Source organism: Streptomyces sp. B21-083, assembly GCF_036898825.1.
GTDB lineage: Bacteria > Actinomycetota > Actinomycetes > Streptomycetales > Streptomycetaceae > Streptomyces.
In genome coordinates, this window is record NZ_JARUND010000001.1 from 336,701 (window position 1) to 360,677 (window position 23,977).

At 70.4% G+C, this 23,977-nt stretch carries 18 protein-coding genes and 1 pseudogene; 11 read left to right on the plus strand and 8 right to left on the minus strand.

Features of this window, described 5'->3' with window-relative positions; all coding sequences use genetic code 11:
• The first annotated feature begins 22 nt into the window (after positions 1 to 22).
• Genes QA861_RS01575 through QA861_RS01600 form a run of 6 tightly spaced genes read left to right on the plus strand, consistent with a single transcriptional unit; the run spans position 23 to position 12,905 of the window.
• The gene (locus QA861_RS01575; RefSeq protein ID WP_334586354.1) at positions 23 to 3,271 is read left to right on the plus strand and encodes a non-ribosomal peptide synthetase; all 3,249 of its coding nucleotides are present in this window, start codon (positions 23 to 25) and stop codon (positions 3,269 to 3,271) included.
• Positions 3,272 to 3,299: 28 nt separating this feature from the next.
• Positions 3,300 to 4,184, plus strand: coding sequence for a TauD/TfdA family dioxygenase (locus QA861_RS01580; protein WP_334586355.1), 885 nt, complete (start codon positions 3,300 to 3,302; stop codon positions 4,182 to 4,184).
• Positions 4,185 to 4,225: 41 nt separating this feature from the next.
• Positions 4,226 to 4,780 (plus strand): GNAT family N-acetyltransferase, encoded by a 555-nt coding sequence (locus QA861_RS01585; protein WP_334586356.1) that lies wholly within the window; start codon positions 4,226 to 4,228, stop codon positions 4,778 to 4,780.
• Positions 4,774 to 10,041, plus strand: a complete 5,268-nt coding sequence (locus QA861_RS01590) for a non-ribosomal peptide synthetase (protein WP_334586357.1) — start codon at positions 4,774 to 4,776, stop codon at positions 10,039 to 10,041. The genes QA861_RS01585 and QA861_RS01590 overlap by 7 nt, the downstream gene beginning before the upstream one ends.
• A gap of 33 nt (positions 10,042 to 10,074) precedes the next feature.
• Complete coding sequence (locus tag QA861_RS01595; RefSeq protein ID WP_334586358.1) at positions 10,075 to 11,331, plus strand: MFS transporter; 1,257 nt, start codon at positions 10,075 to 10,077, stop codon at positions 11,329 to 11,331.
• Positions 11,331 to 12,905: an amino acid adenylation domain-containing protein gene (locus QA861_RS01600; protein WP_334586359.1), complete on the plus strand. Its 1,575-nt coding sequence runs from the start codon at positions 11,331 to 11,333 to the stop codon at positions 12,903 to 12,905. Before QA861_RS01595 ends, QA861_RS01600 begins: the two co-directional genes overlap by 1 nt.
• 267 nt (positions 12,906 to 13,172) lie before the next feature.
• Here the strand turns inward: QA861_RS01600 and QA861_RS01605 are convergent, their stop codons facing one another.
• Both QA861_RS01605 and QA861_RS01610 read right to left on the minus strand, forming a co-directional pair.
• Entirely contained in the window at positions 13,173 to 13,511 is a 339-nt protein-coding gene (locus tag QA861_RS01605) for a thioredoxin family protein (protein ID WP_334586360.1), read from the minus strand.
• A gap of 220 nt (positions 13,512 to 13,731) precedes the next feature.
• On the minus strand, positions 13,732 to 14,172 hold the full coding sequence (locus QA861_RS01610; protein ID WP_334586361.1) for a hypothetical protein: 441 nt from the start codon (positions 14,170 to 14,172) through the stop codon (positions 13,732 to 13,734).
• Positions 14,173 to 14,696: 524 nt separating this feature from the next.
• On the opposite strand from QA861_RS01610, the gene QA861_RS01615 reads away from it, so the two are divergent.
• The gene (locus QA861_RS01615) at positions 14,697 to 15,302 is read left to right on the plus strand and encodes a dihydrofolate reductase family protein (RefSeq protein WP_334586362.1); all 606 of its coding nucleotides are present in this window, start codon (positions 14,697 to 14,699) and stop codon (positions 15,300 to 15,302) included.
• 13 nt (positions 15,303 to 15,315) lie between these two features.
• Here the strand turns inward: QA861_RS01615 and QA861_RS46950 are convergent.
• Positions 15,316 to 15,418, minus strand: a pseudogene (locus QA861_RS46950) (IS982 family transposase); the annotation flags it as partial.
• Positions 15,419 to 15,428: 10 nt separating this feature from the next.
• Positions 15,429 to 16,055, minus strand: a complete 627-nt coding sequence (locus tag QA861_RS01620) for a class I SAM-dependent methyltransferase (protein ID WP_334586363.1) — start codon at positions 16,053 to 16,055, stop codon at positions 15,429 to 15,431.
• Between the two features lie 460 nt (positions 16,056 to 16,515).
• Here QA861_RS01620 and QA861_RS01625 point away from each other — a divergent pair, with 460 nt between their 5' ends.
• On the plus strand, positions 16,516 to 17,763 hold the full coding sequence (locus QA861_RS01625) for a L,D-transpeptidase (RefSeq protein WP_334586364.1): 1,248 nt from the start codon (positions 16,516 to 16,518) through the stop codon (positions 17,761 to 17,763).
• Positions 17,764 to 17,887: 124 nt separating this feature from the next.
• On the opposite strand, the gene QA861_RS01630 is transcribed toward QA861_RS01625, so the two are convergent.
• Complete coding sequence (locus tag QA861_RS01630; RefSeq protein WP_334586365.1) at positions 17,888 to 18,361, minus strand: copper-binding protein; 474 nt, start codon at positions 18,359 to 18,361, stop codon at positions 17,888 to 17,890.
• A gap of 163 nt (positions 18,362 to 18,524) precedes the next feature.
• On the opposite strand from QA861_RS01630, the gene QA861_RS01635 reads away from it, so the two are divergent.
• The 3 genes from QA861_RS01635 (at position 18,525) to QA861_RS01645 (ending at position 20,730) form a co-directional block, all read left to right on the plus strand.
• The gene (locus QA861_RS01635) at positions 18,525 to 19,100 is read left to right on the plus strand and encodes an RNA polymerase sigma factor (RefSeq protein WP_334590421.1); all 576 of its coding nucleotides are present in this window, start codon (positions 18,525 to 18,527) and stop codon (positions 19,098 to 19,100) included.
• Between the two features lie 5 nt (positions 19,101 to 19,105).
• Entirely contained in the window at positions 19,106 to 19,798 is a 693-nt protein-coding gene (locus QA861_RS01640) for a hypothetical protein (RefSeq protein WP_334590422.1), read from the plus strand.
• 152 nt (positions 19,799 to 19,950) lie between these two features.
• Positions 19,951 to 20,730, plus strand: a complete 780-nt coding sequence (locus QA861_RS01645) for a hypothetical protein (RefSeq protein WP_334586366.1) — start codon at positions 19,951 to 19,953, stop codon at positions 20,728 to 20,730.
• 255 nt (positions 20,731 to 20,985) lie between these two features.
• Here the strand turns inward: QA861_RS01645 and QA861_RS01650 are convergent, their stop codons facing one another.
• The 3 genes from QA861_RS01650 to QA861_RS01660 all read right to left on the minus strand — a co-directional run bounded on the left by QA861_RS01650 (position 20,986) and on the right by QA861_RS01660 (position 23,956).
• Positions 20,986 to 21,777: a COG4705 family protein gene (locus tag QA861_RS01650; RefSeq protein ID WP_334586367.1), complete on the minus strand. Its 792-nt coding sequence runs from the start codon at positions 21,775 to 21,777 to the stop codon at positions 20,986 to 20,988.
• 224 nt (positions 21,778 to 22,001) lie between these two features.
• Positions 22,002 to 22,670, minus strand: coding sequence for a response regulator (locus tag QA861_RS01655; protein ID WP_334586368.1), 669 nt, complete (start codon positions 22,668 to 22,670; stop codon positions 22,002 to 22,004).
• Positions 22,667 to 23,956: a sensor histidine kinase gene (locus QA861_RS01660; RefSeq protein WP_334590423.1), complete on the minus strand. Its 1,290-nt coding sequence runs from the start codon at positions 23,954 to 23,956 to the stop codon at positions 22,667 to 22,669. Before QA861_RS01660 ends, QA861_RS01655 begins: the two co-directional genes overlap by 4 nt.
• Between the last annotated feature and the right edge of the window lie 21 nt (positions 23,957 to 23,977).

A 23,977-nucleotide genomic window follows, 5' to 3' on the forward strand; every position in this document is an offset into this window, starting at 1 on the left:
GCTGAGGATTGGGAACGACACCATGACGGACACACATCCCTCCGCAGAAGACCTCTCTCCCGCCGAGCGGGAACGCCTGCTCGCCGCGCTCCGGCAGCGGCCCAGGGCCGGTGGACGCGACGGCATACCGGCACGGCGACCCGGCGCCCCGGTACTCGCCTCCCTCACCCAGCAGCGCATCTGGCTGCTGGACCAGATCCGTCCAGGGCTGCCGACCTACAACGAGACCGCCGGGTGGCGGCTGACCGGCGACCTCGACACGGCCGTGCTGCGGGACTGCCTGAGCGAGATCGTCCGGCGGCACGAAGCCCTGCGCACCACGTTCACCGACTCGGCGGACGGCCCCGTACAGCTCATCGGCGAACCCCGGCCGGTCCGCCTCGACGTCACCGACCTGACCGGTCTTCCCGGGGACCGGCGGGAAGAACAGGCGCGCGCGGCGATCGTCGAGCGGGCCCGGCAGCCGTTCGACCTGGCGCGCGGCCCGCTGCTGCGGGTGTCGCTGCTGAAGCTCGCCACGCGCGAACACGTCCTGGTGCTGATCGCGCACCACATCGTCACGGACGGCTGGTCGACCGACCTGTTCCGCTTCGAACTCACCGAGCTGTACGCCGCGTTCAGCCGGGGCGAACCGTCCCCGCTCGCCGAACCCGCCACGCAGTACGCGGACTTCGCCGACTGGCAGCGCCGCCGCAGCGGCGGACCCGACCTGGACGCGCAGCTCGACCACTGGCGGCGGGAGCTCGCCGGCATCCCGGCGCTGCTCGAACTCCCCATCGCGGCGCCGCGTCCGGAGGTCGCCACGCACGACGGCGCGCGCTTCCCCTTCACCGTCCCGGCGGACCTCGGCCGCGCCGTCGCCGACCTCGCCGGACAGCATGGCGCCACCCCGTTCATGGTGCTGCTCGGCGCCCTCCAGACGCTGCTGCACCGGTACACCGGAGAGCGGGACATCGTGGTCGGCACCGCACTGGCCGGACGTGAGCACCCGGAGTTGGAGAAGGTCATCGGGTTCTTCGCGAACACGGTGGTGCTGCGCGGGAGTCTGGACGCGGACGCCACCTTCGCGGACGTGCTCGGGCAGGCCAGGGAAGCCGTCATCGCCGCGCACGACAACCAGGACGTCCCGTTCGACAGCGTCGTCGACGCGATCGGGCCGCAGCGCTCCCCCGGCCACAACCCCCTGTTCCAGACCATGCTGGTGCTGGAGAACGCCCCGGCACCACGCGACGGCGGCGGCGAGCGGACCGGCCTGCGGATCACCCCCGACGAGGTGGACATCGGCGTCGCCAAGTACGACCTGGTACTGCAACTACGCACGGACGGGGACGCGTTCGGCGGGGTCTGGGAGTACAGCACCGACCTGTACGCGGCCGACGCGATCGAGGCGCTGGGTACGCACTTCCTGACCCTGCTGGCGGACGCCGTCAGCCACCCGGACCGGCCGCTGGCCGAACTGGCGCTCCTCCCCGAACCGGAGCTGCGCAGCCTCGTCCGGACCGGGAACGCCACCGAGGCGCTGCCTGAGACGGGCGGCACGATCCACCGGCTGTTCGAGGAACAGGCAGCCCGCACCCCCGACGCGGTGGCGGTGGCCGAGGAAAGCGGCGAGGTGTCGTACAGCGAGCTGAACGCGCGCGCGAACCGGCTCGCGCGATGGCTGCGAAGGTCCGGCATCCAGCCGGGGGCACTCGTCGGCATCGCGCTGCGGCCCTCGGCCGACCTGCTCGTCGCCCTGCTGGCCGTGCTGAAGGCGGGCGCCGCGTATCTTCCGATGGACCCCGCGTACGGCAGCCGCCGACTGGAGGCCATGGCCGCCGACGCGGCGCCGGTCGCGGTCCTCACCGACAGCGAGGTCGCGGCGGACCTCCCCGACCTCACCGCCCAGCGGTTCCTGCTGGACCGCGTCGGACCCGATCAAGCCGCACAGGACGACCACGACCTGGAGTCCACCGGCTCCCCGGACGACCTGGCCTACGTCATGTTCACCTCCGGTTCCACCGGCAGGCCGAACGGCGTGATGGTCAGCCACGCCAACCTCGTCGCCTCCACCACCGCACGCTGGAGCCGGTACGACAGCCCGCCGGAGCGGTACCTGCTGTTGTCGTCGCTGTCCTTCGACAGCTCGGTCGCCGGCATCTACTGGACCCTCACCACGGGCGGTACGCTCCTCGTCCCGCCGACCGTGGGGGACATCCCGGTGCTGTGCCGCTCCCTGGCGGAGAGCCGGCCGACCCATCTGCTCTGCGTGCCGTCGCTGTACGAACTGATCCTCCAGGAGACGAAACCCGCCGACACCGAGTCGCTGACCTGTGTGATTTTGGCCGGTGAGCCCCTGTACCAGGACCTGGTGAGCCGACATCGCGAACAGCTGCCCGCCACCGCCCTGTTCAACGAGTACGGCCCGACCGAGGCGACCGTCTGGAGCACCGTCCAGCGCTGCGGCCCATCGGACCTGCCCGGCCAGGTCCCGGTCGGCAGGCCGATCCCGGGCACCCGAATCCGCCTCCTCGACCGCGCGGCCCAGCCGGTCCCCGCCGGGGTGCCGGGGGAACTCTGCATCGGCGGCGCGGGCGTCTCCCAGGGCTACCTGGGCAGGCCGGAGCTGACCGCCGAGCGGTTCGTCGAAGACCCGTTCGCAGACGGCGTTCTGTACCGCTCCGGGGACCTCGGCCGGTATCTGCCGGACGGCACCATCCAGCTCCTGGGCCGCATCGACAACCAGCTGAAGGTTCGCGGCTACCGCATCGAGCCGGGCGAGATCGAGGCCGCGCTCCGCGAGCACCCGGAGGTGGAAGCCGCGCTGGCGGGGGCGGAGCAGGGCACGGACAGCCACCGCAGGCTCGTCGCACAGGTGGTGCCGCGCGGCGACGGGGTTTCGGCGGCGCGGCTGCACGAATTCCTCCGGACCCGGGTGCCGCACTTCGCCGTGCCGTCGCTGATCGAGCTTGTGGACGAGCTGCCGCGCCTGCCCAACGGCAAGCTCGACCGCGCGGCGCTCACCGTGTCCAAGACGTACGACGCCGCACTCACCGGCAACGACCCCGCGCTCACCGGCCTGGCGGCCGAACTCGCCGACGTCTGGAAGGCCACCCTGGGCCTGGACTCCGTCCGCGCCGACGACAACTTCTTCGAGATGGGCGGCGATTCACTCACCGTCGTCAAGGTCTACAACCAGTTCAAGCAGCGCTCGGGGAAGTCCTTCGCCATCACCGACATGATCAAGTACCCGACCATCGGCCGGTTCGTCGCGTTCCTGGACGCCCGGTGAACCCGAAACGACAGTCCGGGAGGCGGACATGAAAATCGAACACACCGCACTCGGCGACGGCTCGACCCGTCTCGTCGAACGCTCCGGAAGCCAGGACGTCGACCTGTTCGAGCTGCCGGCCGACGAGATCCGCGACCTCTACAAGCGGTGCGGCGCACTGGTCTTCCGCGGCTACGACGTCTCCGACCCGACGCGGATGCACTCCTTCGCCTCACGGTTCTCCAGCCGCTTCAACCGCGACCGCATCCGCCCGACCGTCCCCGGCAGCAACGGGTACGTACAGGCGGTGCTCGAAGGCCAGGGGTTCGTCGAGCCGCACGCCGAGCAGGCGAACTCGCCGTTCAGGCCCGACGCGCTCTGGTTCTGCTGCCGGACCCCCTCCAAGGACGGCGGCGAGACGCTGCTGTGGGACGGGGTCCGGGTGTGGGAGCGGCTGGACCCCGACCTGAGGGAACTGTTCGAGGCCAAGAAGATCCGGTTCTTCCAGAAGTACGAAGAGGACAAGTGGCAGCTGTTCCTCGGCGGCGACGCCACTCTGGACGACCTCCGCGGCACGCTGGACGGGCTGGACGGTGTGTCGTACCACCTCGCAGACGACCGGTCGGTGTACCTGGAGTACGTGGTCTCCGCCGTCGTCACCACGAAGTACGGCGGCCACAAGGCGTTCGCGAACAGCCTGATGACCGAGCGGGAGAACACCCTCGGCGACGCGATGGCGTTCGAGGACGGCACCCCGATACCGGAGGCCGACATCAAAAGGATCATGGAGGTGATCATGGGAGTGACGGAGGAGGTCCCCTGGGTCCCCGGCGATCTGGCCTTCATCGACAACACCAGGTTCCTGCACGGCCGCAACCCGTACGAGGACTCCGGTCGCCGCATCTACTCAAGCCTCAGTTTCCTCAACTTCTGAAGCGCTTCTCGACTTCTGGGCCGGACAACGGAGTTCCCCGCATGGAAGAACCACGCACGACGATGTCGATCGATCTCATGGCCGACCTCGCCGAGCACGAACGGAACGCGGTGGCGGAGCTCCGCGACGCGGTGTACCCGCCGGCGGAGGAGGCTGACTGGTCCGGCGCCGACGTCGAGTGGTCCCCCGCGCGGTGGCGCGTCGGGATCTGGTCCGGGGACGGCGAACTCGCCACGCACGTGGGGTTGCTGCTTCGCGCCGGCACCCTCGACGGCAAGGACGTCACGATCGCCGGTGTCGGCGGGGTGAAGACCCACCCCCGGCACCGGCGCTTCGGCCACGCGCAGCGCGCCCTGCGCGCCGCCGGGGAGTTCCTCCGCGCCCGGGGTGACGTCGACTTCGGGCTTCTCGTCTGCGAACCGCCCCTGCTCGGCTACTACTCGGGGCTCGGCTGGCGGGAGTTCACCGGACGGCTCCTGGTGACCCAGTACGGCGAGCCCACCGTCTTCACCGCCTCACCGCACGTCATGACCCTGCCGGTGCTCGGCCCGGCGCCGGCCGACGGCGTCATCGACCTAGGGGGACCTCCATGGTGAACCAGGACTTCTCGACCCTGGCCGCACTGCTCGACCACCGGGCGGCGACGGCACCTGACCAGATCGCCTACACCTTCCTCCAGGACGGCGTCACCCCGTCCGACCGGCTGACGTACGGCGGACTCGCCCGCCGCGCCCGCGCGGTCGCCGAGGCGCTGCGGGAGAGCGCGGTCCCCGGCGACCGCGCGCTGCTGCTGCACCCGCCGGGACTCGACTTCGTCGTCGCGCTGTTCGCCTGCTTCGAGGCCGGAGTGATCGCCGTACCCGCCTATCCGCCGGGCAGGCGCGGCTTCCTGCAACTGGAAGCCATCTTCCAGGACGCGCGACCGGCCGTCGTGCTCACCACCGACGCCATCGCCGCCGCCCTCCCTGAGGGTGTCCTGCGGGTCCTCGGCAGCGGCGAGGCGCGTCCGTACCCGCGGCGCGGCGACATCGTCTGCGTACCGACCGTCTTCGCCGGGGGAGGCGGACAGACCGCCCGACGCCTCGCGCTGCTCCAGTACACCTCGGGGTCGACCTCGGTCCCCAAGGGGGTGATGGTCGGGGACCGCAACCTGCTCGCCAACTCCGAGGTCATCCGCGGTGCCTTCGACCTGTCCCCGGACAGCGTGTCCGTCAGCTGGCTCCCCGCCTATCACGACATGGGACTGATCGACGGCATCCTCCAGCCCCTCCATACCGGGTTCCCGGCATACCTCATGCCGCCGACCGCCTTCCTCAAGGCGCCGATCCGCTGGCTCCAGGCAGTGTCCCGCTACCGCGCGACCCACTCCGGCGGGCCGAACTTCGCGTACACGCTGTGCGCCGAGCGCACCACGGCCGCCGACCGGGAGGAGCTGGACCTCAGCTGCTGGCTGAGCGCTTACAACGGCGCCGAGCCGATCCGGTCGGACACTCTCACCCTGTTCGCGGACACCTTCACCCCGCACGGCTTCCGGCCGCGCGCGTTCTACCCCTGCTACGGCCTGGCCGAGGCCACCCTCATGGTCACCGGCACCGGGGTCGGCAACGACGCGAGGGTCATCGCGTTGTCCGGGGACGACCTGTCGGCGTCCGGCACCGCCCGTGCGGCCGCACCGGACGCGGCGGCCGTCGAACTCGTCGGCAGTGGCCGGGTCCACGGTGACGTGCGCATCCGTGTGGTGGACCCGGCGACCCGGCTCGTATGCGCGCCCAGGAAGGTGGGCGAGATCTGGGTCGCGGGCATGAGCGTCGCGGCGGGGTACTGGAATCTTCCGAAGGAGACGGAGGAAGTCTTCGAAGCGCGCCCAGCCGAAGCCGACGACGCGGGTGAGGAGGGTCCGTACCTGCGCACGGGCGACCTCGGATTCCTCGACGCGGGCGAGCTGTTCGTCACCGGCAGGCTCAATGACCTGATCATCATCCGTGGCCGCAACTACTATCCGCAGGACCTGGAACAGACCGTCGACGCGTGCGACCCGGCCATCAGGACCGGCTGCGCCGCCGCCTTCGCCGTCTCCGGAGGGGACTCCGAACAGCTGGTCGTCGTCTGCGAGTTGACCCCCGAGGCGGCCGCCGCACTCGACCGGGCCGAGTTCGACGCGGCCGCCCTCGCACTGACGATCCGGCGCGCCGTCCGCGAACAGCACGGGCTGAGCGCCGGCGCCGTGTGTCTGCTCCCCACCGGCCGTGTGCCGAAGACCTCCAGCGGCAAGATCCGGCGCCGGGAGAGCCGCACCCGATACCTCGACGGCACGCTCGGCGAGCTGTACCGGGGTGCTTTCACCCCGCCTCCGACGAGGTCCGCGGCGGCCGCCCTGCGGGAGATACCGGTGCACGACCGCGAGGCGTGGCTGACCTCTTACGTCAGGGAAGCCCTGGCCGACCCCGGCGACCCGCTCCCAGAATCCCCGCACACGACGCTCATCGACCAGGGCATCGACTCGCTCGCGGCGGCCGAGCTGGCGCACCGGATGAGCGAGGAAATCGGAGTGCCGGTCTCCCTGACCGACTTCCTGGACAACTCCACCGTCGAACAGGTGGCGCGGCGTCTGCTGGACCTGCTCACCGAGGCGGAGGCCACCGAAATCCGGCCCGCGGCGGACCACTCCCCCGGTCCCGACCGTCCGCTGTCGGCCGGGGAACAGGCGCTGTGGTTCCTGCACACCGCCGACCCGGCCAGTCCCGCCTACCACACCTGCTACGCCGTCCAGCTCCCGGCGGACACCGAACTCCCCGTGCTGCGCGCCGCGTTGGGGTCGCTGAGCAAGCGGCACGCGGCGCTGCGGACGACGTTCCCGGCGGTCGAGGGCCGGCCTAGGGCGGTCGTTCACGAGAGGCTGCCGCTGCCCGTCGTACACGAAGAGATCGGCGTGTGGCCGGGGTCGGCGCGGATCGCGGAGTTCCGCGACGGGCCGTTCGATCTGGAGGACGGACCGCTGGTGCGTGCGCTGGTCCTCGACGGGGGTTCGGACCGGCGGGTGCTGGTGCTCGCCGCGCATCACATCGTCGTCGACCTGTGGTCACTGCGGGTGCTGGTCGAGGAACTGCGCACGGCCTGCGCGGGACAGGAGCCGGAGGGCGGCGGCTGGGAGCTGCGCGAGTACGTGCGGTGGGCCGCCGAGCAGGTCGCGGGTGAGGAGGGGGAGCGACAGTGGCAATTCTGGTCGGAGCAACTGGCTGACGCGCCAATGGTGTTGACGCTTCCGTACGATCATCCACGACCGTCTGTACGGAGTGACCGCGGAGCTGCGGCGAGCCTGCCGCTGGACGGCGAACTGCTGGACGGATTGCGGGAGTTGGCGAAGACGTCCGGCGTGACGCTGTACACGCTGCTGCTGGCGGCCTACCAGGTGCTGCTGCACCGGTACAGCGCGAGCACCGACTTCGTGGTCGGCACCCCGGCGGCAGCCCGGACCCGGCCCGAACTGGCCTCCCTCGTCGGCTACTTGGCCAACCAACTGGTGCTGCGCGCGAAGCTGGCCGACGACCCCGACTTCACCGAGCACCTGCGCCGGACCCGGGAGAGCGTCCTCGGGGCGCTGGCCCACCAGGAGTTCCCGTTCCCGCTGCTGGTGCAGCGGCTCAACCCGGCGCGCGATCCCAGCCGTACCCCGGTCTTCCAGGTGATGTTCGCGTACGAGCAGATGCCGTCGACGATGGGGCCCGAACTGCCGCTGGACACCGGGGTGGCGCGGTTCGACCTCACCCTGGTCTGCGCGGAACGGGACGGCGGACTCACCACGCGCTGGGAGTACAGCACCGACCTGTTCGACCAGGACACCGTCGAGCGGATGGGCCGGCACTTCCGGTCCCTGCTCGGCGAGATCGTCCGTGACCCCCGGCGGCCGGTCGGCGCGCTGCGGATGCTCGGCGACGAGGAACTGCGCGCCGTGACACGGGAGTGGAACGACACCGCCGCGCCTGTCGCCGACGCGCGCCTGCACGAGCTGATCACCTCGCACCCGGCCGACGCGGTCGCCGTACGGCACGGTACGGACGAGCTGACGTACGGAGAACTCGAACGACGTGCCGGGCTGTTGGCCGGCCGTCTCGCCCGGCACGGGGTGGGTCCCGGCGCGCTGGTCGCCGTCTGCCTGCGGCGGTCGCCCGACCTGGTCGTCGCGCTGCTCGCCGTGCTGCGCCGGGGTGCCGCGTTCGTCCCGCTCGACCCCGCGCATCCGGCGCACAGGATCGCCCACGTGCTGGACGACACAGGCGCGGTGGCGGTGCTGACGCACAGCGGGGTACGGCAGCGGGTGCCCGCCGGGGGTCTGGTGCTCTGCGTCGACGAGACCACGGACGAGGTGACGGATGAGGCACCCGCTGTCGGACCCGACGCCCTCGCCTACGTGCTGTACACCTCGGGCTCCACGGGGGTGCCGAAGGGGGTCGCGGTCAGCCACCGGTCGATCGTCAACTACCTTACCTGGGCTGTCCGTTCGTACCGCATGGCGGACGGGGACGGTGCTCCGGTGAGTTCGTCCGTCACCTTCGACGCGACGCTGACGAGCCTGTTCGGTCCGCTGGTCGCGGGCAGGACCGTCACACTGCTGGACGAGCACCGCGAGATCGACGAGCTGCGGGACCTGCTGCTCGGCGGGAGGTGGCAGAGTCTGGTCAAGGCGACGCCGTCCCAACTCGATTTGCTGCGCGCGGTGCTGCCTTCGGACGCCGGTCCGCTGAACACGGGTGCGCTGGTCGTCGGGGGCGAGGCGTTCCCGGCGGAGAGCCTGGAGTTCTGGCGGCGGCAGGCCCCGGACACGCGGATCTTCAACGAGTACGGGCCCACCGAGGCGACCGTCGGGTGCTGTGTGTACGAGGCGTCGGCGCACCCGCCGCATCCCGGGGCGCGGAGTGTCCCCATCGGGCGCCCGATCGCGGGTGCGGAGGTGTACGTGCTGGACGGTTCGATGAACGTCGTGCCGGTCGGGGTCCCCGGGGAGATCTTCATCGGCGGAGCGGGTCTGGCGCGCGGCTACCTGAACCGGCCGGAACTGACAGTGGAGCGCTTCGTCCCGCACCCGTTCCGGGACAATCCTGACGCGCGGCTCTACCGGACCGGGGACCGGGCCCGGTATCTCGCGGACGGCACCATCGAGTACCTAGGCCGGGACGACGACCAGGTCAAGATCCGGGGCGTCCGGGTCGAACTCGGGGAGATCGAGGCGTCGTTGCTGGGTCACCCCGAGGTGCGCGAGGCTGCGGTCACCGCCTCCGAGGGTCCCTCCGTCGACCGCAGGCTGACCGCGCACGTGGTGGCGGCGCCCGGCGCTGGAGACGGGCTCGGCGCACGGCTCGGGAGTTTCCTCGCGCAGCGGCTGCCGAGCACGCTCGTGCCGACGTCGTTCGTGCTGACGCCCGCGCTCGCCCGCACCGCGCACGGGAAGGTCGACCGGGCGGAGCTGCGGCGCGTGGCCCTGCCGCGCAGGGCGAACGGGGTGGTGGCGCGGGCGCCGAGCGAGATGGAACGTGTCGTCGCGGGGGTGTGGCAGGAAGTACTGCGCGCGGACGAGCCGGGCGAGGAGGCGCAGTTGGGCGTGGAGGTGAACTTCTTCGATCTGGGCGGCACGTCGGCGCTGGCCGCGGAGGTCCAGGCTCGGCTGTCGAGCGCGCTCGACCGGGACATCTCGCTGGTCACGCTGTTCCAGCACACGACGATCGGAGCGCTGGCCCGCCATCTGGCCGGAGCCGAAGGGCGGGACGGCGCCGGGGTCTCCGACCCGGCGACGGGCCGGGACGCCGTGACCGAGCGCGCGCAGCGCCGCGCGCGGGCGACGCGGCGCCGAAACCGAAGCTGACCGCCCCACAGGCCCTAGCCTCGCGGAGTCCCCATGACGTCCCCAGCACGCACCCGGGACCGGTTCGGTGTCCTGTCGGTTCCCGGCTTCGCACGGCTGCTGCTGTGCAGCACGGCAGACGCCTGGGCGGTCTTCCTGCTGCCGGTGGCGGTGACGCTGGTGCTGCTGCGCGGCGGTCACGGCGCCACCGGTCTGGGGCTCGTCCTCGCGGCCAAGACCTTCGGCTATCTGCTGGCGACCGTTCCGGCGGGGATCGTGGCGGACCTGTACCCCCGGCCGAGGATTATGGCGTACGCCTGTCTGGCCCGGCTGCTGCCGACCGGTCTGCTGCTGTTCCTCGCGGACGGTCCGCTGTGGCTGGTCGGAGCCTGTGTGTTCGTGGTCGGCGCGGGGGAAGGGACGCTGCGGCCGACGCAGATGGCGATGCTCGGGGACCTGGTCCCGGAGGACCGGCGGCAGGCCGCGATCGCGCTGACCACCATCACCTTCCGGATCGCCCTGATCCTCTCCCCCGGTCTGGCGACAGCACTGACGCTGGGGCCGGGCCCGGAGACGGTGTTCGCGCTGTCGATGGCGCTGTGGCTGTACGCGGCGTTCGCGGTACGGGGGCTGTCCTCGGGGGAGACGCCCGCCGACCGTCACGAGGGCCCGGAACCCGTGTCGTCGAAACTCCTCGGCGGGGTGCGCGCGGCGCGCGGACAGCCGTGGTTCGTCGCTGGGCTCGCGGCACTCACCCTGGTCCTCGGCGTCTCGGACGCCACCCAGATGGTACTGCTGCCGGTGATCAGCCAGGACCGGTTCGGCACCGAGTCCGTGTACGCGGTGTCGTTGAGCACGTTCGCGCTGGGCGCGCTGGCCGGGGGTCTGCTCATGCTGCGCTGGCGGCCGCCCGGTCCCGGTCTGTCCGCCGTTCTCGGAATCGCCCTCATCGGCGCGATCCCCTACACGCTCGCGTTCGCGGCAAACCCGTGGCCGGTGTATGCCGCGCACTTCGTGGCCGGGGTGGGGATGGAGGTCTTCAACGTGGCCTGGTTCGCCGCGATCCAGCGGGAGTTCGCCCCGGAGGTCCGGGCCCGCGTCTCCTCGCTGGACTTCCTGGTCTCCTTCGCGATCAGCCCGCTGAGCCTGGCGCTGGTCCCGGCGGCGGTGGACGGCGCCGGCGCGCGGCCCGTGCTGATCGTGATGGGGACCCTCGTGATGATCGGTTGCTTCGGCGCGCTGGCGGTCCCGGGGACGGCCCGGTTCCGCACGGGGCGTATGTCGAACTCGCAGCGAGAGGAACGTAGTTGATGTTCACCCGGGTGGATTCGCTCGACGGGGTCGTCACCGAGGCGGCAGCCGCCGGCCCGGACAGGGTCGCGCTGTCCGACACGGTCAGGACCCTGACCTACGGACAGCTCCGCGCCAGATCGGCGACGGTGGCTGTACGGCTGGCCGAACAGGGGGTGCGGAAAGGGGACTTGGTCGGCCTGGCGGTCGACCGCTCGGTGGACACCGTCGTGGGAATGCTGGCGATCCTCCGCTGCGGCGCGGCGTACGTCCCGATCGACCCGACGTATCCGCTCGGGCGGCAGAAACTCATGGTCCAGGACTCCGGCATCGAGCACGCCGTCGGCTCGGCGGGGGCGCTTGCGGGCGCCGGGGGCCTGAACACCGTACGCACACATGAGCTGGACGGAGAGGAGGACGAGACCGCCGAGGAGATCATTGCACCAGCGAGTCCGGCCCCCTCCGATCCGGCCTACGTGATCTACACGTCAGGCTCGACGGGCCGGCCCAAGGGATGCGTGGTGACGCACGGAAACGTACTGAGCCTGCTGCACCACACCTTGCCGCTGTTCACGGTCGACGCCGACGACCGCTGGTCGGTCTTCCACTCCTTCAGCTTCGACTTCTCGGTGTGGGAACTCTGGGGAGCGCTCGCGACGGGAGCGAGGGCGGTGATCGTGCCGCAGAAGGCGACTCGACTCCCGGCGGAACTGGTCCGGACCCTGGTCGAGGAGAAGGTGACGGTCCTGAGCCAAGTCCCGTCGGTCTTCCGCACATTCACCAGCCTGGAACGCTACCCGGCGGACCGGCTCAGGTATGTGGTCTTCGGCGGCGAGAGCGTGGACCTGCCGAGCGTCGGCAGATTCTGGTCGCGGTGTGAGGGCACCCGCCCGAAGGTGATCAACATGTACGGCATCACGGAGACGACGGTGCACGCGACGTTCCGCCCGCTCACGGAACAGGACGTGGCGACCGGAACCGGCTCCCCCATCGGCAGGCCGCTCCCGCACCTCACCGTCGAACTCCGCGCCGAGGAACATCCACACCTGCCGGTGCCGGACGGCGAGACCGGCGAGATATGGCTCTCCGGACCGGGAGTGACCACGGGCTACCTGAATCGCCCGGACCTCACAGCCCAACGCTTCGTATCAGACGCCGCATCGGGCATCCGCAGGCGCTACTACCGCTCAGGAGACCTGGCCCGCCGACTCCCGAACGGTGAACTCGACTACCTGGGCCGCAACGACCACCAGATAAAACTGCGCGGCTTCCGCATAGAACTACCCGAGATCGAAGCGGCCCTGCGTACTCAGCCCCAGGTACGGGACGCAGCGGTGTGCGTGGTGACGGGAAGAAGGGACACGCAGTGGCTTGTCGCCTGCGTGGTACTCCCCACCACGGAGACGGAAAAAGACCGGACAGCCCTGCTGGCCCGCGCCCTGACAAACCACCTGCCGAAGCACATGCTCCCCGACCGCTACCTCCTCCTCCCCGCCCTCCCCCTGACACCCTCGGGCAAACTGGACCGCCAGACCCTGACGAGATCAGCCTCGGAGGCAGTGACCCGGGGCCACACGACCCCGGCCCCACGCTGACCGCGGGAGCGTCGGTCACCACAGACCACCACCCAGGCTCTCCCCGGGTCTGCTCCGAATCGAGCCGGCGACCCTCGCGGGCCTCGATGCCAAGGGCACGCCCGAAGCAGGCCGTGGCAAGCGCGGGGTTGGCCAGGCCGGATCCCACCGCCAGGACATCCACGCGGTGAAGTCCGCGAAGGGACCGGAGCGTTGTGCTCGAAGTTCACGTACCAGCGCGCACGGCTTGCGTGACGGGCGTCGCGGCCACGGTGTCGCGGCGGCCGCTCAGAGGTGGCCGTCCAGGAACTCCCGTACCTCGGCGATGGTCATGGGCCCCGTGCCGTGCGCCACCGTCTCTCCCTCCTTCAGCAGGACGTAGGACGGTGCTCCGGTGATCCCGTATCGCTCGGTTGCGGCCGGACAACGCGTGATGTCGGTACGGACGGCCGTCAGGCGGCCCGCGTAGTCGTCGGCGATGCCACCCACCACGAGGTCCATCACCCGGCAGGGCTCGATTGCCTTGGGCCATGTCCCGGTGAAGTACGCGAGGACCGGAACTCCGCTCATCTTGAGGATGAAATCGAACTCCGCGTCCTCACGCGGTTGGTGAACCCGCTTCGCCATGGAAGCTCCTGACCTCGCGTTCCGTCATTCCGTCCACATCATCCCTCGCGCGGTGCGCCAGGCCGACCCGGTCGGTCGTCCAGCTGACCTGTCGGAAGGGAGCGGCAGGGCTGTCGCAGAACCACAGTGTTCCCGGCGCGAGCGGCCGGCCGCGCCCCTGGTCACCCGGCCCGGCCGCCTCGCTTCACCTCGGCGCGGGGGCGCGGCTGGTGATCACCGGTCAGCGGCGGCCGGTGGCCAGGATGACGAGGAACTGGCCGCCACCCGCCTCGATGTCGGCGGTCACCGGCAGCCCTGGTGCCAGTCGGGAGAACCGGTCCACCAGCCAATCCGCCGCCTCCTGGGCGTCCTGCCTGGTCGGACAACGGCCCACCATCTCGCGACCCCCCTTGCGCTCCAGCCTCGCGGCAACGGCGATCAGCGGCGCGGGTTCGACCACGTACAGGCGGTCCGGCCAGGCGATGACCACCTTGACCGCACCCTTGCGGGTGTTGCATCCACGGTGCGCGAGCCGCTCGGCGACCTTGGCCTTCCGGTCGGCGGTCCGGCTGTCAACGCTGGGCCCCTGCGGGTCGTTCACCGATTTGTCGGGGTCGACCGGCTCGTCGCACACCCAGCACCGCCAGCCGTCACGCTCGGCCACATCATCAAGGAGACTCATCGGAGCAAGCTAGCCTGTCCGGCCGCCACCCCGCGCACCAGGGCCTCGACAACCAGGCGAGCCGGAGAACCGGGCGAGTCGGGCCCACCCGCGTAATCCGCTTACATCCGCGGACCACGACGAGGGGAGCGGGCAAATCTGCGCAGCTGCCGACTCGGTCCCTGCGCGGGAACGCGGTGGGTCCCACGCTCACCCGCACCCCGATCGGCGGACCCCCCACGGCTGAGCAACTCTTCTGGCCCGGCCGCCGCACCCTTGGCGGCCCCGCCCGGCGCGCAGCACCGCCGGCGCGCCCCGATCCCCGTCAGCGTCAGCGCCGCCCAGCCGGCCCTCCCACTCCTCAGCTCCGCCAGGACATGGGCAAAAAAGTGCCGCACCGGGAATGTCAGATGCCCCGACCACGCCCTGCGGTGGGTGTGACCTGCACGGATGCTGCGGCGTCGGCGGGGCCGCCGCACCGGGAAAGCCTTGCCGATGAGTTTTCGGCGGTCGTGCCGTCTACCCATCGACGAAAGGAGCGCACCATGCGCAAGATCATCGTTTGTACGTTTCTGACGCTGGACGGCGTCATGCAGGCACCGGGAGGTCCGGACGAGGACGCTGAGAGCGGCTTCGAGTACGGCGGCTGGCAGAAACCGGTGTCGGACGACGAGGTCGGCGCGGCCATCTCCGGTTGGTACGAGCCTTCCGACGCGATGCTGCTCGGCCGCAAGACGTACGAGATCTTCGCGTCGTACTGGCCGACCGCCGATCCCGACAACCCGTTCACCCAGCGGATGAACACCATGCACAAGTACGTGGCGTCTCGAACCGTGACATCCGTCGAGTGGCAGAACTCCACGCTGCTGGAAGGCGACATCGCCGACGCCGTACGCACGCTGAAAGCGTCCGACGGCGGCAACATCAACGTCGTCGGCAGCGGCGACCTCGCCCAGACCCTCATGCGGCACGACCTCGTCGACGAGTACCGGCTGACCATCCATCCGGTGATCATCGGCACCGGCAAACGACTGTTCGCCGACGGAGCGATCCCCACCGCGCTGGAGCCGGTCAGCGTCTCGACGACGAAGGGGGGCACCGTCGTCGCCGTCTACCGGCCGAACGGCAAGCCCAGCCACGACAGCTACTAGATGATCGATTCCCTCGGGCGATGACACCGCCTGGTGTGCGCTGCTCGGTGCTGTTCGAGTTCGAGTCGGCCCTTGAATGCCTCGTTGACCGATTCGACGGCCTCCCGCAACGGCCTGGAGGCCGGCTCAGGCGGTGGGACGAGCATGCACGCTGACCGCGTAGCCGCCACCTTGTTGATAGGGATCGCCGCCCCAGGTGGCGTATCGGTGACGCAGGGCCAGACCGGCCTGGGTGCACCAGTGATCGAAGTCCGGCAGGGTGACTGTCGGGTCCGGCAGAGGCAGGTGTGCCGCGTCCAGCCCCATGCCGGTGACCAGCAGTCCACCGGGGCGCAGTACGGCAGCCAGTTGTCGGACGACGGTTGGTTCGGTGCCGGAGGCCAGCAGGGGGATGACGTTTCCGGCGGCGAGCACCAGGTCGAAGCCCGGATTCAGACCGACGGTGTCCAGATGGGACAGGTCGCTGTGGAGCCATTCCTGTGTCGGGGCGTCGCGGCGGGCGACGGCGAGCATGGAGGGGTCGACGTCGACGCCGGTGCAGTTGTAGCCCAGTTCGGCAAGCCGGATCGCGACCCGGCCGGTGCCGCAGCCGGCGTCGAGTACCCGGGCGGGGGGCTTCAGCAGTGCGGTGCAGAAGGCGGCCTCACCATGGATGTCGTGGCCCGATGCGGCGAGTTGCGCGAAACGCTCGGCATACTCTTCCCCGGCTTGTCCGCCTGTCAGTTCGGCCCACCGATCGCGTTGCCTGGTCATGTTCTCCTGTCCTCCGGTCATCCTCGACATCACGGGTGCGGGCGGCGCCATCACGCTTCCCTGATCGTAGATGTCGGCCTCGCTGCTGCTACGAAGATTCGGAGGGCGCGGCACAGATCATCGCCGTCGCCGTCCGGGGTCGGGCTGATGAGCGCCCACCCATCAGCGATGCCCATGATCCATGCCGGGTTGCGGAGGACCACTCCTTGGCGGCCTGCCGGCCGGTGATGTTGAGCACCTATAAACGCGCAGTCCCGAGGCACCCGCAGCCGCATGGTGACCTCGACCGCCTCGTCTCGCCGCTCCCCGGCGAACCTCGGTGACACGCTCGCCCATGCGTGCCCTTCGCCACATTTATCCATTTATGGGTAGAGGTATGCCTATGGTTTCAAAGCTGGTTGCACACTTCGGCGAGCGGCGCAGGGATGCAGATCCAGCGCCATGGGAGAAGCGTTTCATCATGCTGAGCAAACGACGCACCGGGCTGGTGGCCACGACCGGCGCACTTGGCGGCCTACTCGCGCTCACGGCCCTCGGTGGCGTGAGCAACGCTGCCGTCGGCGGCAACGCCACCGGGGATGTCCCGGCGTCGCAGGCGCGGGTACTACAGCCGGGCGCCCAGGTAGCCTCCGACGCCCGAATAGAGCTGACGCCCGGGGAAGGCGCGTACAGCGTCGGGATCAACGACCCAATCGGCGTCACCGTCAGCGACGGAAAGCTCACCCAGGTGACCATGACCGCCACCGCGACCGGCGCCGAGATACCGGGCACGCTGTCCGCGGACGGCGCCTCCTGGAAGCCGAACGACCCGCTGGAGCGTGCCACCAGGTATCAGATCGCCGCAGAGGCCGAGGACGCCAAGGGCCGTTCCGTCACCGACAGCGCCACGATCACCACGGTCTCCCCGGCCAACGACTTCATCGGTCACCTCTCCCCCGAGGACGGCTCGACCGTCGGCGTCGGCATGCCGGTGACAGTCGACTTCGGCCAGGCGATCAGCGACAAGGCCACCGTACGGTCGGAGATCCAGGTCAGCTCCAGCAGCGGCCAGCAGGTCGTCGGCCACTGGCTCAACGACCACCGTCTGGACTTCCGCCCCGAGAACTACTGGAAGCCCGGCTCCACCGTCACCGTCACCCTCGACCGCCAGGGCGTCCAGAAGACTGTCACGTTCATGATCGGCCGGAGCCAGATCAGCACCGTGGACGCAAGGACGAAGCAGTTGACCGTCGCACGGGACGGCAAGACGATCCGAACCATCCCGATCTCGTCAGGCGGTCCCGAGCACCCGACGCACAACGGTCGGATGGTGATCTCAGAGAAGTTCGGGCACACCCATATGAACGGTGCGACCGTCGGCCTCAGGGAGAAGAACGGCAAGCCCTCGTACGACATCAGGGCCGTACCGCACGCCATGCGCCTGACCGACTCGGGCACGTTCATCCACGGCAACTACTGGGCCGCCGACTCGGTCTTCGGCAAGGTCAACACCAGCCACGGCTGCATAGGCCTGAAGGATGTCAGGGGCGGCGGCGACGGCGGACGACCCGCCGCGTGGTTCTTCGCCCACTCGATGATCGGCGACGTCGTGGTCGTCAAGAACTCCGAGGACAAGACCACGTTGTCCCCGGACAACGGCCTCAGCGACTGGAACATGCCGTGGAGCGAGTGGGTCGCCGGCGACCCGACAGGCCTTTCCCGGGGCTAGCCCCACCAGGGCCCACATCGATGACGACGACTCTTTGAGCCCGCCCGGACAGACAATCCTGGACACCGGCTCGCACCACTTCCTCCACAACGAACCGTGCGGGCATTCCTGCAGTACTGGCCGCTCAATACCCGTTGCCCGGAGACGTGGTGCTGCTGCTGCCGGACGGTGCCGGGGTTCCGCCGACTGCGATCTTCGTGTTCATGCCGAGGTCCCTGTGGCCGTCGATCGGGCAGAAGACCTGGTACGTGCCGGACTTCAGCGTCAGCGTGAGGGCCGCGGACTGCCCGGGATCCAGCGTCTTGCCGCGGTTCGTGCCACCGGGCCCCACGAGCTCCAGGGCGTGTTGGTGGTGGCCCATGTTCTCCGCGGTGAAGGTGTAGCGGCCGGGCCGGTAGTTCTGCGTCGACAGCTTGATGTGGAAGTCGGTGAGCACCGCGGTGACCTGGGTCGCCGAGGTACCGGCCTTCGCCGGGGTGGGGGCCGTGGTGGCGCCGGTGCTGCTGTTGCCGCTGCTTCCACAGGCGGCGAGCAGGGCGGTCAGACCGCCGGCGGCCACGCCTAGGAATACGCGGTTGCGGATACGCGGAATGGTCATGATTCGGTCCTCCGGAACGTCCCCCTGCAAGAGGTACGGCGCTGCCGGGCGAAGGGATTGCGGCCGACCGGATCGCAGAGGGGCAGGGAGGGTGGAGGGGTGAAAGGGGGCGGATAATTTATGGCAAAGCAATACATTTCGGTCGATGAACCGTATCCCTGGTATGTGGCGCATGAGCTTGTCCCCCGGGCGGGTGCCGGACGAGGCACTGCTCACCGGTCTGGCGACGGGCGATCCCGAGCTCGTCGTCGCGTTCGTGCGCCGTTTCCAGGGTGTCGTTTTCGGGGTGGCCGTCGCCGTGCTCGGCGACCCCCAGCTCGCCGAGGACGTCGCCCAGCAGACCTTCGAGCGGGCCTGGCGGCACGCACAGGTGTACGACCCCCGGCGCGGCTCGGTAAGGACCTGGCTGACGGCCATCGCGCACAACCTGGCCATCGACACGGCGCGGGCCCGGCGCGCGAGCCCGGTCGCCCCGGAGGACCTGGACGCGCTGCTCGGCATGGTGACCGAGACGCCCGAGCGGCGGGCCCTCGCCGACGACAGCGCGCAGCGGGTCCGGCGAGCGGTCGCGGAGCTGCCCCGGGAGCAGGCGCGGGCCCTGGTGATGGCCGGGATCTACGGCATGACGGCGCGGGAGGTCGCGGAGGCGGAGCACGTTCCGCTGGGCACGGCGAAGACTCGTATCCGCACCGGAACGCTCAAGGTACGGGCCCTGCTGGAGCCGGAGGGGAAGCGGTGAACGGCATGGAGTGCGAGCGGCTGCGGGAGCTGGACGCCGAACTGGCGCTGGGCGTCCTGCCGGCCCGTGAGCGGGCCGAGGCGGTCGCCCATCTGGACGGCTGCCCGGAGTGCCGGGAGCGCGTCGAGCGCCTGACGGCGGTCGGCGACGACCTGCTCGCGCTGCTGCCGGACGCCGAGCCGCCGGTCGGCTTCGAGAGCAGGGTCGTACGGGCCCTGGGCGCGGAGCCCGTGCCGAAGCGCCGTCGGGTGTGGCAGCGGAACGGGCAGGGAACGTGGCGGTGGCGCCGGCTGCGGCTGGCGGCGGCCGCGGTGACCGCGACCCTGGCCTGCGGTTTCGGTGGATGGGCGATCGGCACGGCAGTCGTGGGCGCGCCTACGGCGGTGTCGCAGCGGACGGACGGCGGCCTGCGACAGGCGGCCCTGGTCGCCGACGGCCGCGAGGTGGGCCATATCTTCTCCCACACCGGTGGCCAGGACTGGGTGTACATGTCCGTCGACCTCGGCACGTCAGGCCAGGGCCCGGTGCGGTGTCTGCTCGTGCACGCCGACGGGTCGGCGGTCCCGGCGGGCTCGTTCCCGCTCAAGGACGGCTACGGGTACTGGGGCACACCGGTCGCAGCCGATCCCGCAACGGTGACCGGCGCCCGCCTGATGTCCCCGGACGGAACCGTCGTGGCCACGGCACACTGGGGGTAGGGGTCCGACCGAGCCCCACTTCCTCGCCCCTCAGGTCGCGCGCGTACGCCCGGCAAAGCTTGGCTGTTCAGTCAGCCGCGCGAGGCCGGGCCCCTGCGGTCGGGACTGTTCGCGCCTGGGATCATGAGCGCATGTCCGAGGAGTCGAACCCGATGTCAAGCATGTGGCCGCTCGCGCCGGCCGGTGTCACCGATCGGCTGCTGGAGCGGTGCGGCGACGGCGTCACCGGGTTCATGCCTCCGGCCATGCCCGACGCGGCGTGGGTGCTCAACGCGATGTACGAGCACGAGCATGGGCCGGCGGATATCTCGTACCACGAGTACCACCAGACGCGGTCGGCGGACGGGGGTGGCCAGCGGCACGTGCTCGCGGGCATCGACGTCGACGCGGTGGGCATCGCCACGGGAGGAGGGGTCGGCCGCGCCGAGCACCCCGGGCCCGGTTGGCGACGGCTGCGCTGGGCCGAGCTTGCCGAGCGGACCGGGGACCCGGTCGTGGCCGACGGGCTGATGCCCTCCTACCGTTGCTTTCCCTCGGCCAAGACGGAGGGCAGCTGGCCGCTGGGCGTCACCCCGCCGACCGAGGGCAGCCTTGACCGTGAGACCTGGAACCGGCTGATCGCCATCCTCACCCAGTACAGTCCCGCGGGGCCGAACACCCGCTGTCTGGCCTACTACAGCCCGCTGACGCTCGGAGCCGTCGACTACGACAACCTCCACGTGCGTGCGGGTCGGCTCGGCGACGCCGAGATCCTCTATGGCCGGTCCGAAGCCGACTTCAGTCCGTCCAACCTCTGGGCCGACGACCGCTCGTGGGTCCTGTGCACCGACTACGACCTGTGGGCCACCAAGATCGCCGGTCCCCCGGCCCTCATCAACGCGTTGCTGAACGACTGTGAGATCGAGGCGGTTCGTCTCCCTTGGGCGCACTGACGACGAGCTGCTCGGACTCTCTCCAGCGCTGTGGTGCGGGCGCCTTGCTCGATCCTGTGCGTGGTCGATCCCGAGCTACTGGAACGGGTCATCGCGCGGCGCGGGGAACGGACGAACTCTCAGAACAGCTGCTTCCGCAGCTGGTTCCGTCTCTGTTCGCCGTCCGTGTCGGCGCGGGACCGCGCGCGGGGGACTGTCGAAGCTCGCGGACATGGCCGACCGGCCCCCCGGCTCATTCCAGGTACCGCTGCCGCATCAGGGCGTGGGCGTGCTCCGGACGTCCGTACGGGAGACGGCCAGGTAGCCGACAAAGCCGAGGATCGCCACTGTCCAGGACAGGGTGACCGGTCCGAGGCCCAGGTCCAGTCCGCCCCGGCTGTGGCCCACGGCCATCCAGTCGGCGATCGAGGCGCCGAGGGGACGGGTGATGACGTACGCGGACCAGAAGGCTGTCACGGCGTTCAGGCGGCCTCGGTAGTGGGCGACGGCCGGTACGGCGATCGCGGCGGCGTACAGAACGGCGGATCCGAGGTAGCCGAGTCCGAGCGTGGCCGTGAGATCGCCGGCGGCGGTGCCGAGGGCGAAGGTGGCCAGGACGGTGGCCCAGTAGAACGCCTCGCGGCGGCGGGTGTGGATGCTGTGGATGGACAGGGTGCCTTCGCTGCGGTACCAGAGGGCGAAGACGGCGGCCAGCGCGGCCATGAAGAACGGGGTCGAGAGTGTGTAGGGCACGCCGAGGCCGACGTGCAGGACGTCGGCGGCCATCGTGCCGAACACGCTGACCATGACGATCGCCGTCCAGTAGATCCAGGCCACGTACCGGCGGGCCGCGAACTGCACGGCCAGCGCGAGAGCCAGGGCCACACCGCCGAGACCGACCGCCGGGATCGGGCCGAGGAGGTGGGCGAGCCAGTCCGATGCCGTCTCACCCATTCCTGTGGTCAGGACTTTGATGATCCAGAAGTAGACGGTCACCTCCGGCACTTTGCTCGCCGCGTGACGCAGGTGACCCACGGGCCCGTTGTGAGTGAGGTGATCAGTCGACATGTCAGGCACGATGACACGGCGCCCGACTGTTGCCCCAGCCCCCTTTGCCAGAGTTTTGGCCCTTCCGGTACACGAGTTGTCCAAGGCTCGTCCAGGCCTGAACACAACCTGAACGCACACGCATCCGGGCTGTTCGCGGCGTGCGGGCGGTGGTATCGGCGATCTTCCGGAGCCGTCCTCACGACCTGGAACGCCGGCTGCCCGGCCCCTTGCTGTTCCTCGGTTCAGTCCACGCTGGGCCGGGCGAGCCCATGGTCGTAGGCGAAGATCACGGCCTGGATGCGGTCACGGGCGCCGATCTTGGCCAGGACCCGGCCGACGTGGGTCTTGACGGTGGACTCGGACAGAACGAACCGGACGGCGATCTCGCCGTTGGTCCACCCCTTGCCGACGGCGACGAGGATCTCGCGCTCACGGTCGGTGAGGGAGCTCAGTCGCGGATCCTCGGCGCAGTCGCTTCGGTGGGCGGGGACGTACTGGGCGTACTCGTCCAGGAGTCGGCGGGTGAGGGCGGGCGCGATGACCGCGTCCCCGTCGGCGACGGCGCGGATACCGGCGAGGAGTTCCTCAGGACGCGCGTCCTTGAGGAGAAACCCGCTGGCTCCGGCGCGGAGTGCCGCGTGGACGTATTCGTCCAGGTCGAAGGTGGTGAGCACCAGGACGCGCGAACGTCCGCCGGTGGCGGTGATCCGGCGGGTGGCCTCGATGCCGTCCATGCCGGGCATACGGACGTCCATCAGGATGACGTCCGGGCGTAGTTCGGCGGCCTTGCGGACGGCGTCGGCGCCGTGGGCGGCCTCGCCGACGACGTCGGTCTCGGGGACGGAGTCCAGGAGCAGGTGGAAGCCGTAGCGCTGGAGCGGCTGGTCGTCGACGATGAGGACGGTGGTCATCGGGCACCGCCCTGGGGAGTGAGGTCGAGGACGGCTTCGACGCTCCATCCTCCGGCGCCCGTCGGCCCCGCGCTGACGGTGCCGCCGTACAGAGCCGCTCTCTCCCGCATTCCCACCAGGCCGTTCCCTTCCTCGTTCGGCGGGCCGGACGGTGTGGCCGGACCACTGTCCTGGACCCTTATCGTCAGCCGGCTGTCCTCGACGATGATCGCCAGATGCACCAGGGTGCCGGTGTCGGCGTGCTTCAGTGTGTTGGTCAGGGCTTCCTGGACGATGCGGTACACCGTCAGCTGGACCCCGCCGTCGAGGGCGTCGACGTCACCGGAGGTCCGGTAGACGACCTCCAGTCCGGCGGTGCGGACCTTGGTGCACAGGGCGCCGAGGTCCAGGATGCCGGGCTGCGGGCTGAGTTCGGGGCCGCCCGATGGGCCTCCCCCGGCTTCGCGCAGTACGCCGAGCACGCGCCGCAGCTCGCTGAGGGCCTGCCTGCCGGTGTCGCCGATGAGTTGCAGGGCCTCTTTGCCCCGTTCGGGGGCGATGTCGGTGGTGTAGGCGCCGGCGTCGGCGAGCGTGATGATGACGGACAGGTTGTGGCCGACGATGTCGTGCATCTCGCGGGCGACCCGGGTGCGTTCGGTGGCCGTGGCCAGCCTGCTGCGCTGGTCTCGCTCGATCTCCAGCCGGGCGGCCCTCTCCCGCAGTCCGGCGAGCTGGGCGCGGCGGATCCGGACCATCAGACCGAGCGCGAGGGCCGCGGTCGCCGTGCTCAGCAGGAAGAACAGCGCGTCCCAGACGGACACGGCCGTCGACACACGTACCGCGACCAGCACCATGGCACCCGCCATCGCCGCGCAGGCCCACGGAAGCTGCCGCAGCCGCCCGTGCAGGGCGAGGCTGTAGAGGGCGACGAAGACGGCGATGTCCGCGCGCAGCGCCGCGCCCAGGGACCACTGGAGGACGAACACCGCCGTGCTGGTGGCGAAGGCGGCGAGGGGGTTGCGTCGCCGCCACAGCAGGGGCAGTACGAGGCCGGTCTGCAGCGCCAGCATTCCCGCGACGGACAGTTGGGTGAAGGCGAGCCGGAACCTGCGCGGGCCGTCGCCGTCGTCGGCACCGCCGTGGAGCAGGTCGGGCAGGCAGAACGCCAGGAAGACGAGGAGCACGACCGCGGTGTCCAGTACCCACGGATGTGTCCGGTCGGCCTGCCGCAGCCGCTGGCCGCCCCGGGACAGCCGGGCGACCAGCGGTCCCATCCCGCCGAGTTCATCGGTGCTCACTGTGGTCACGGATGTCACGCTGTCATGGTG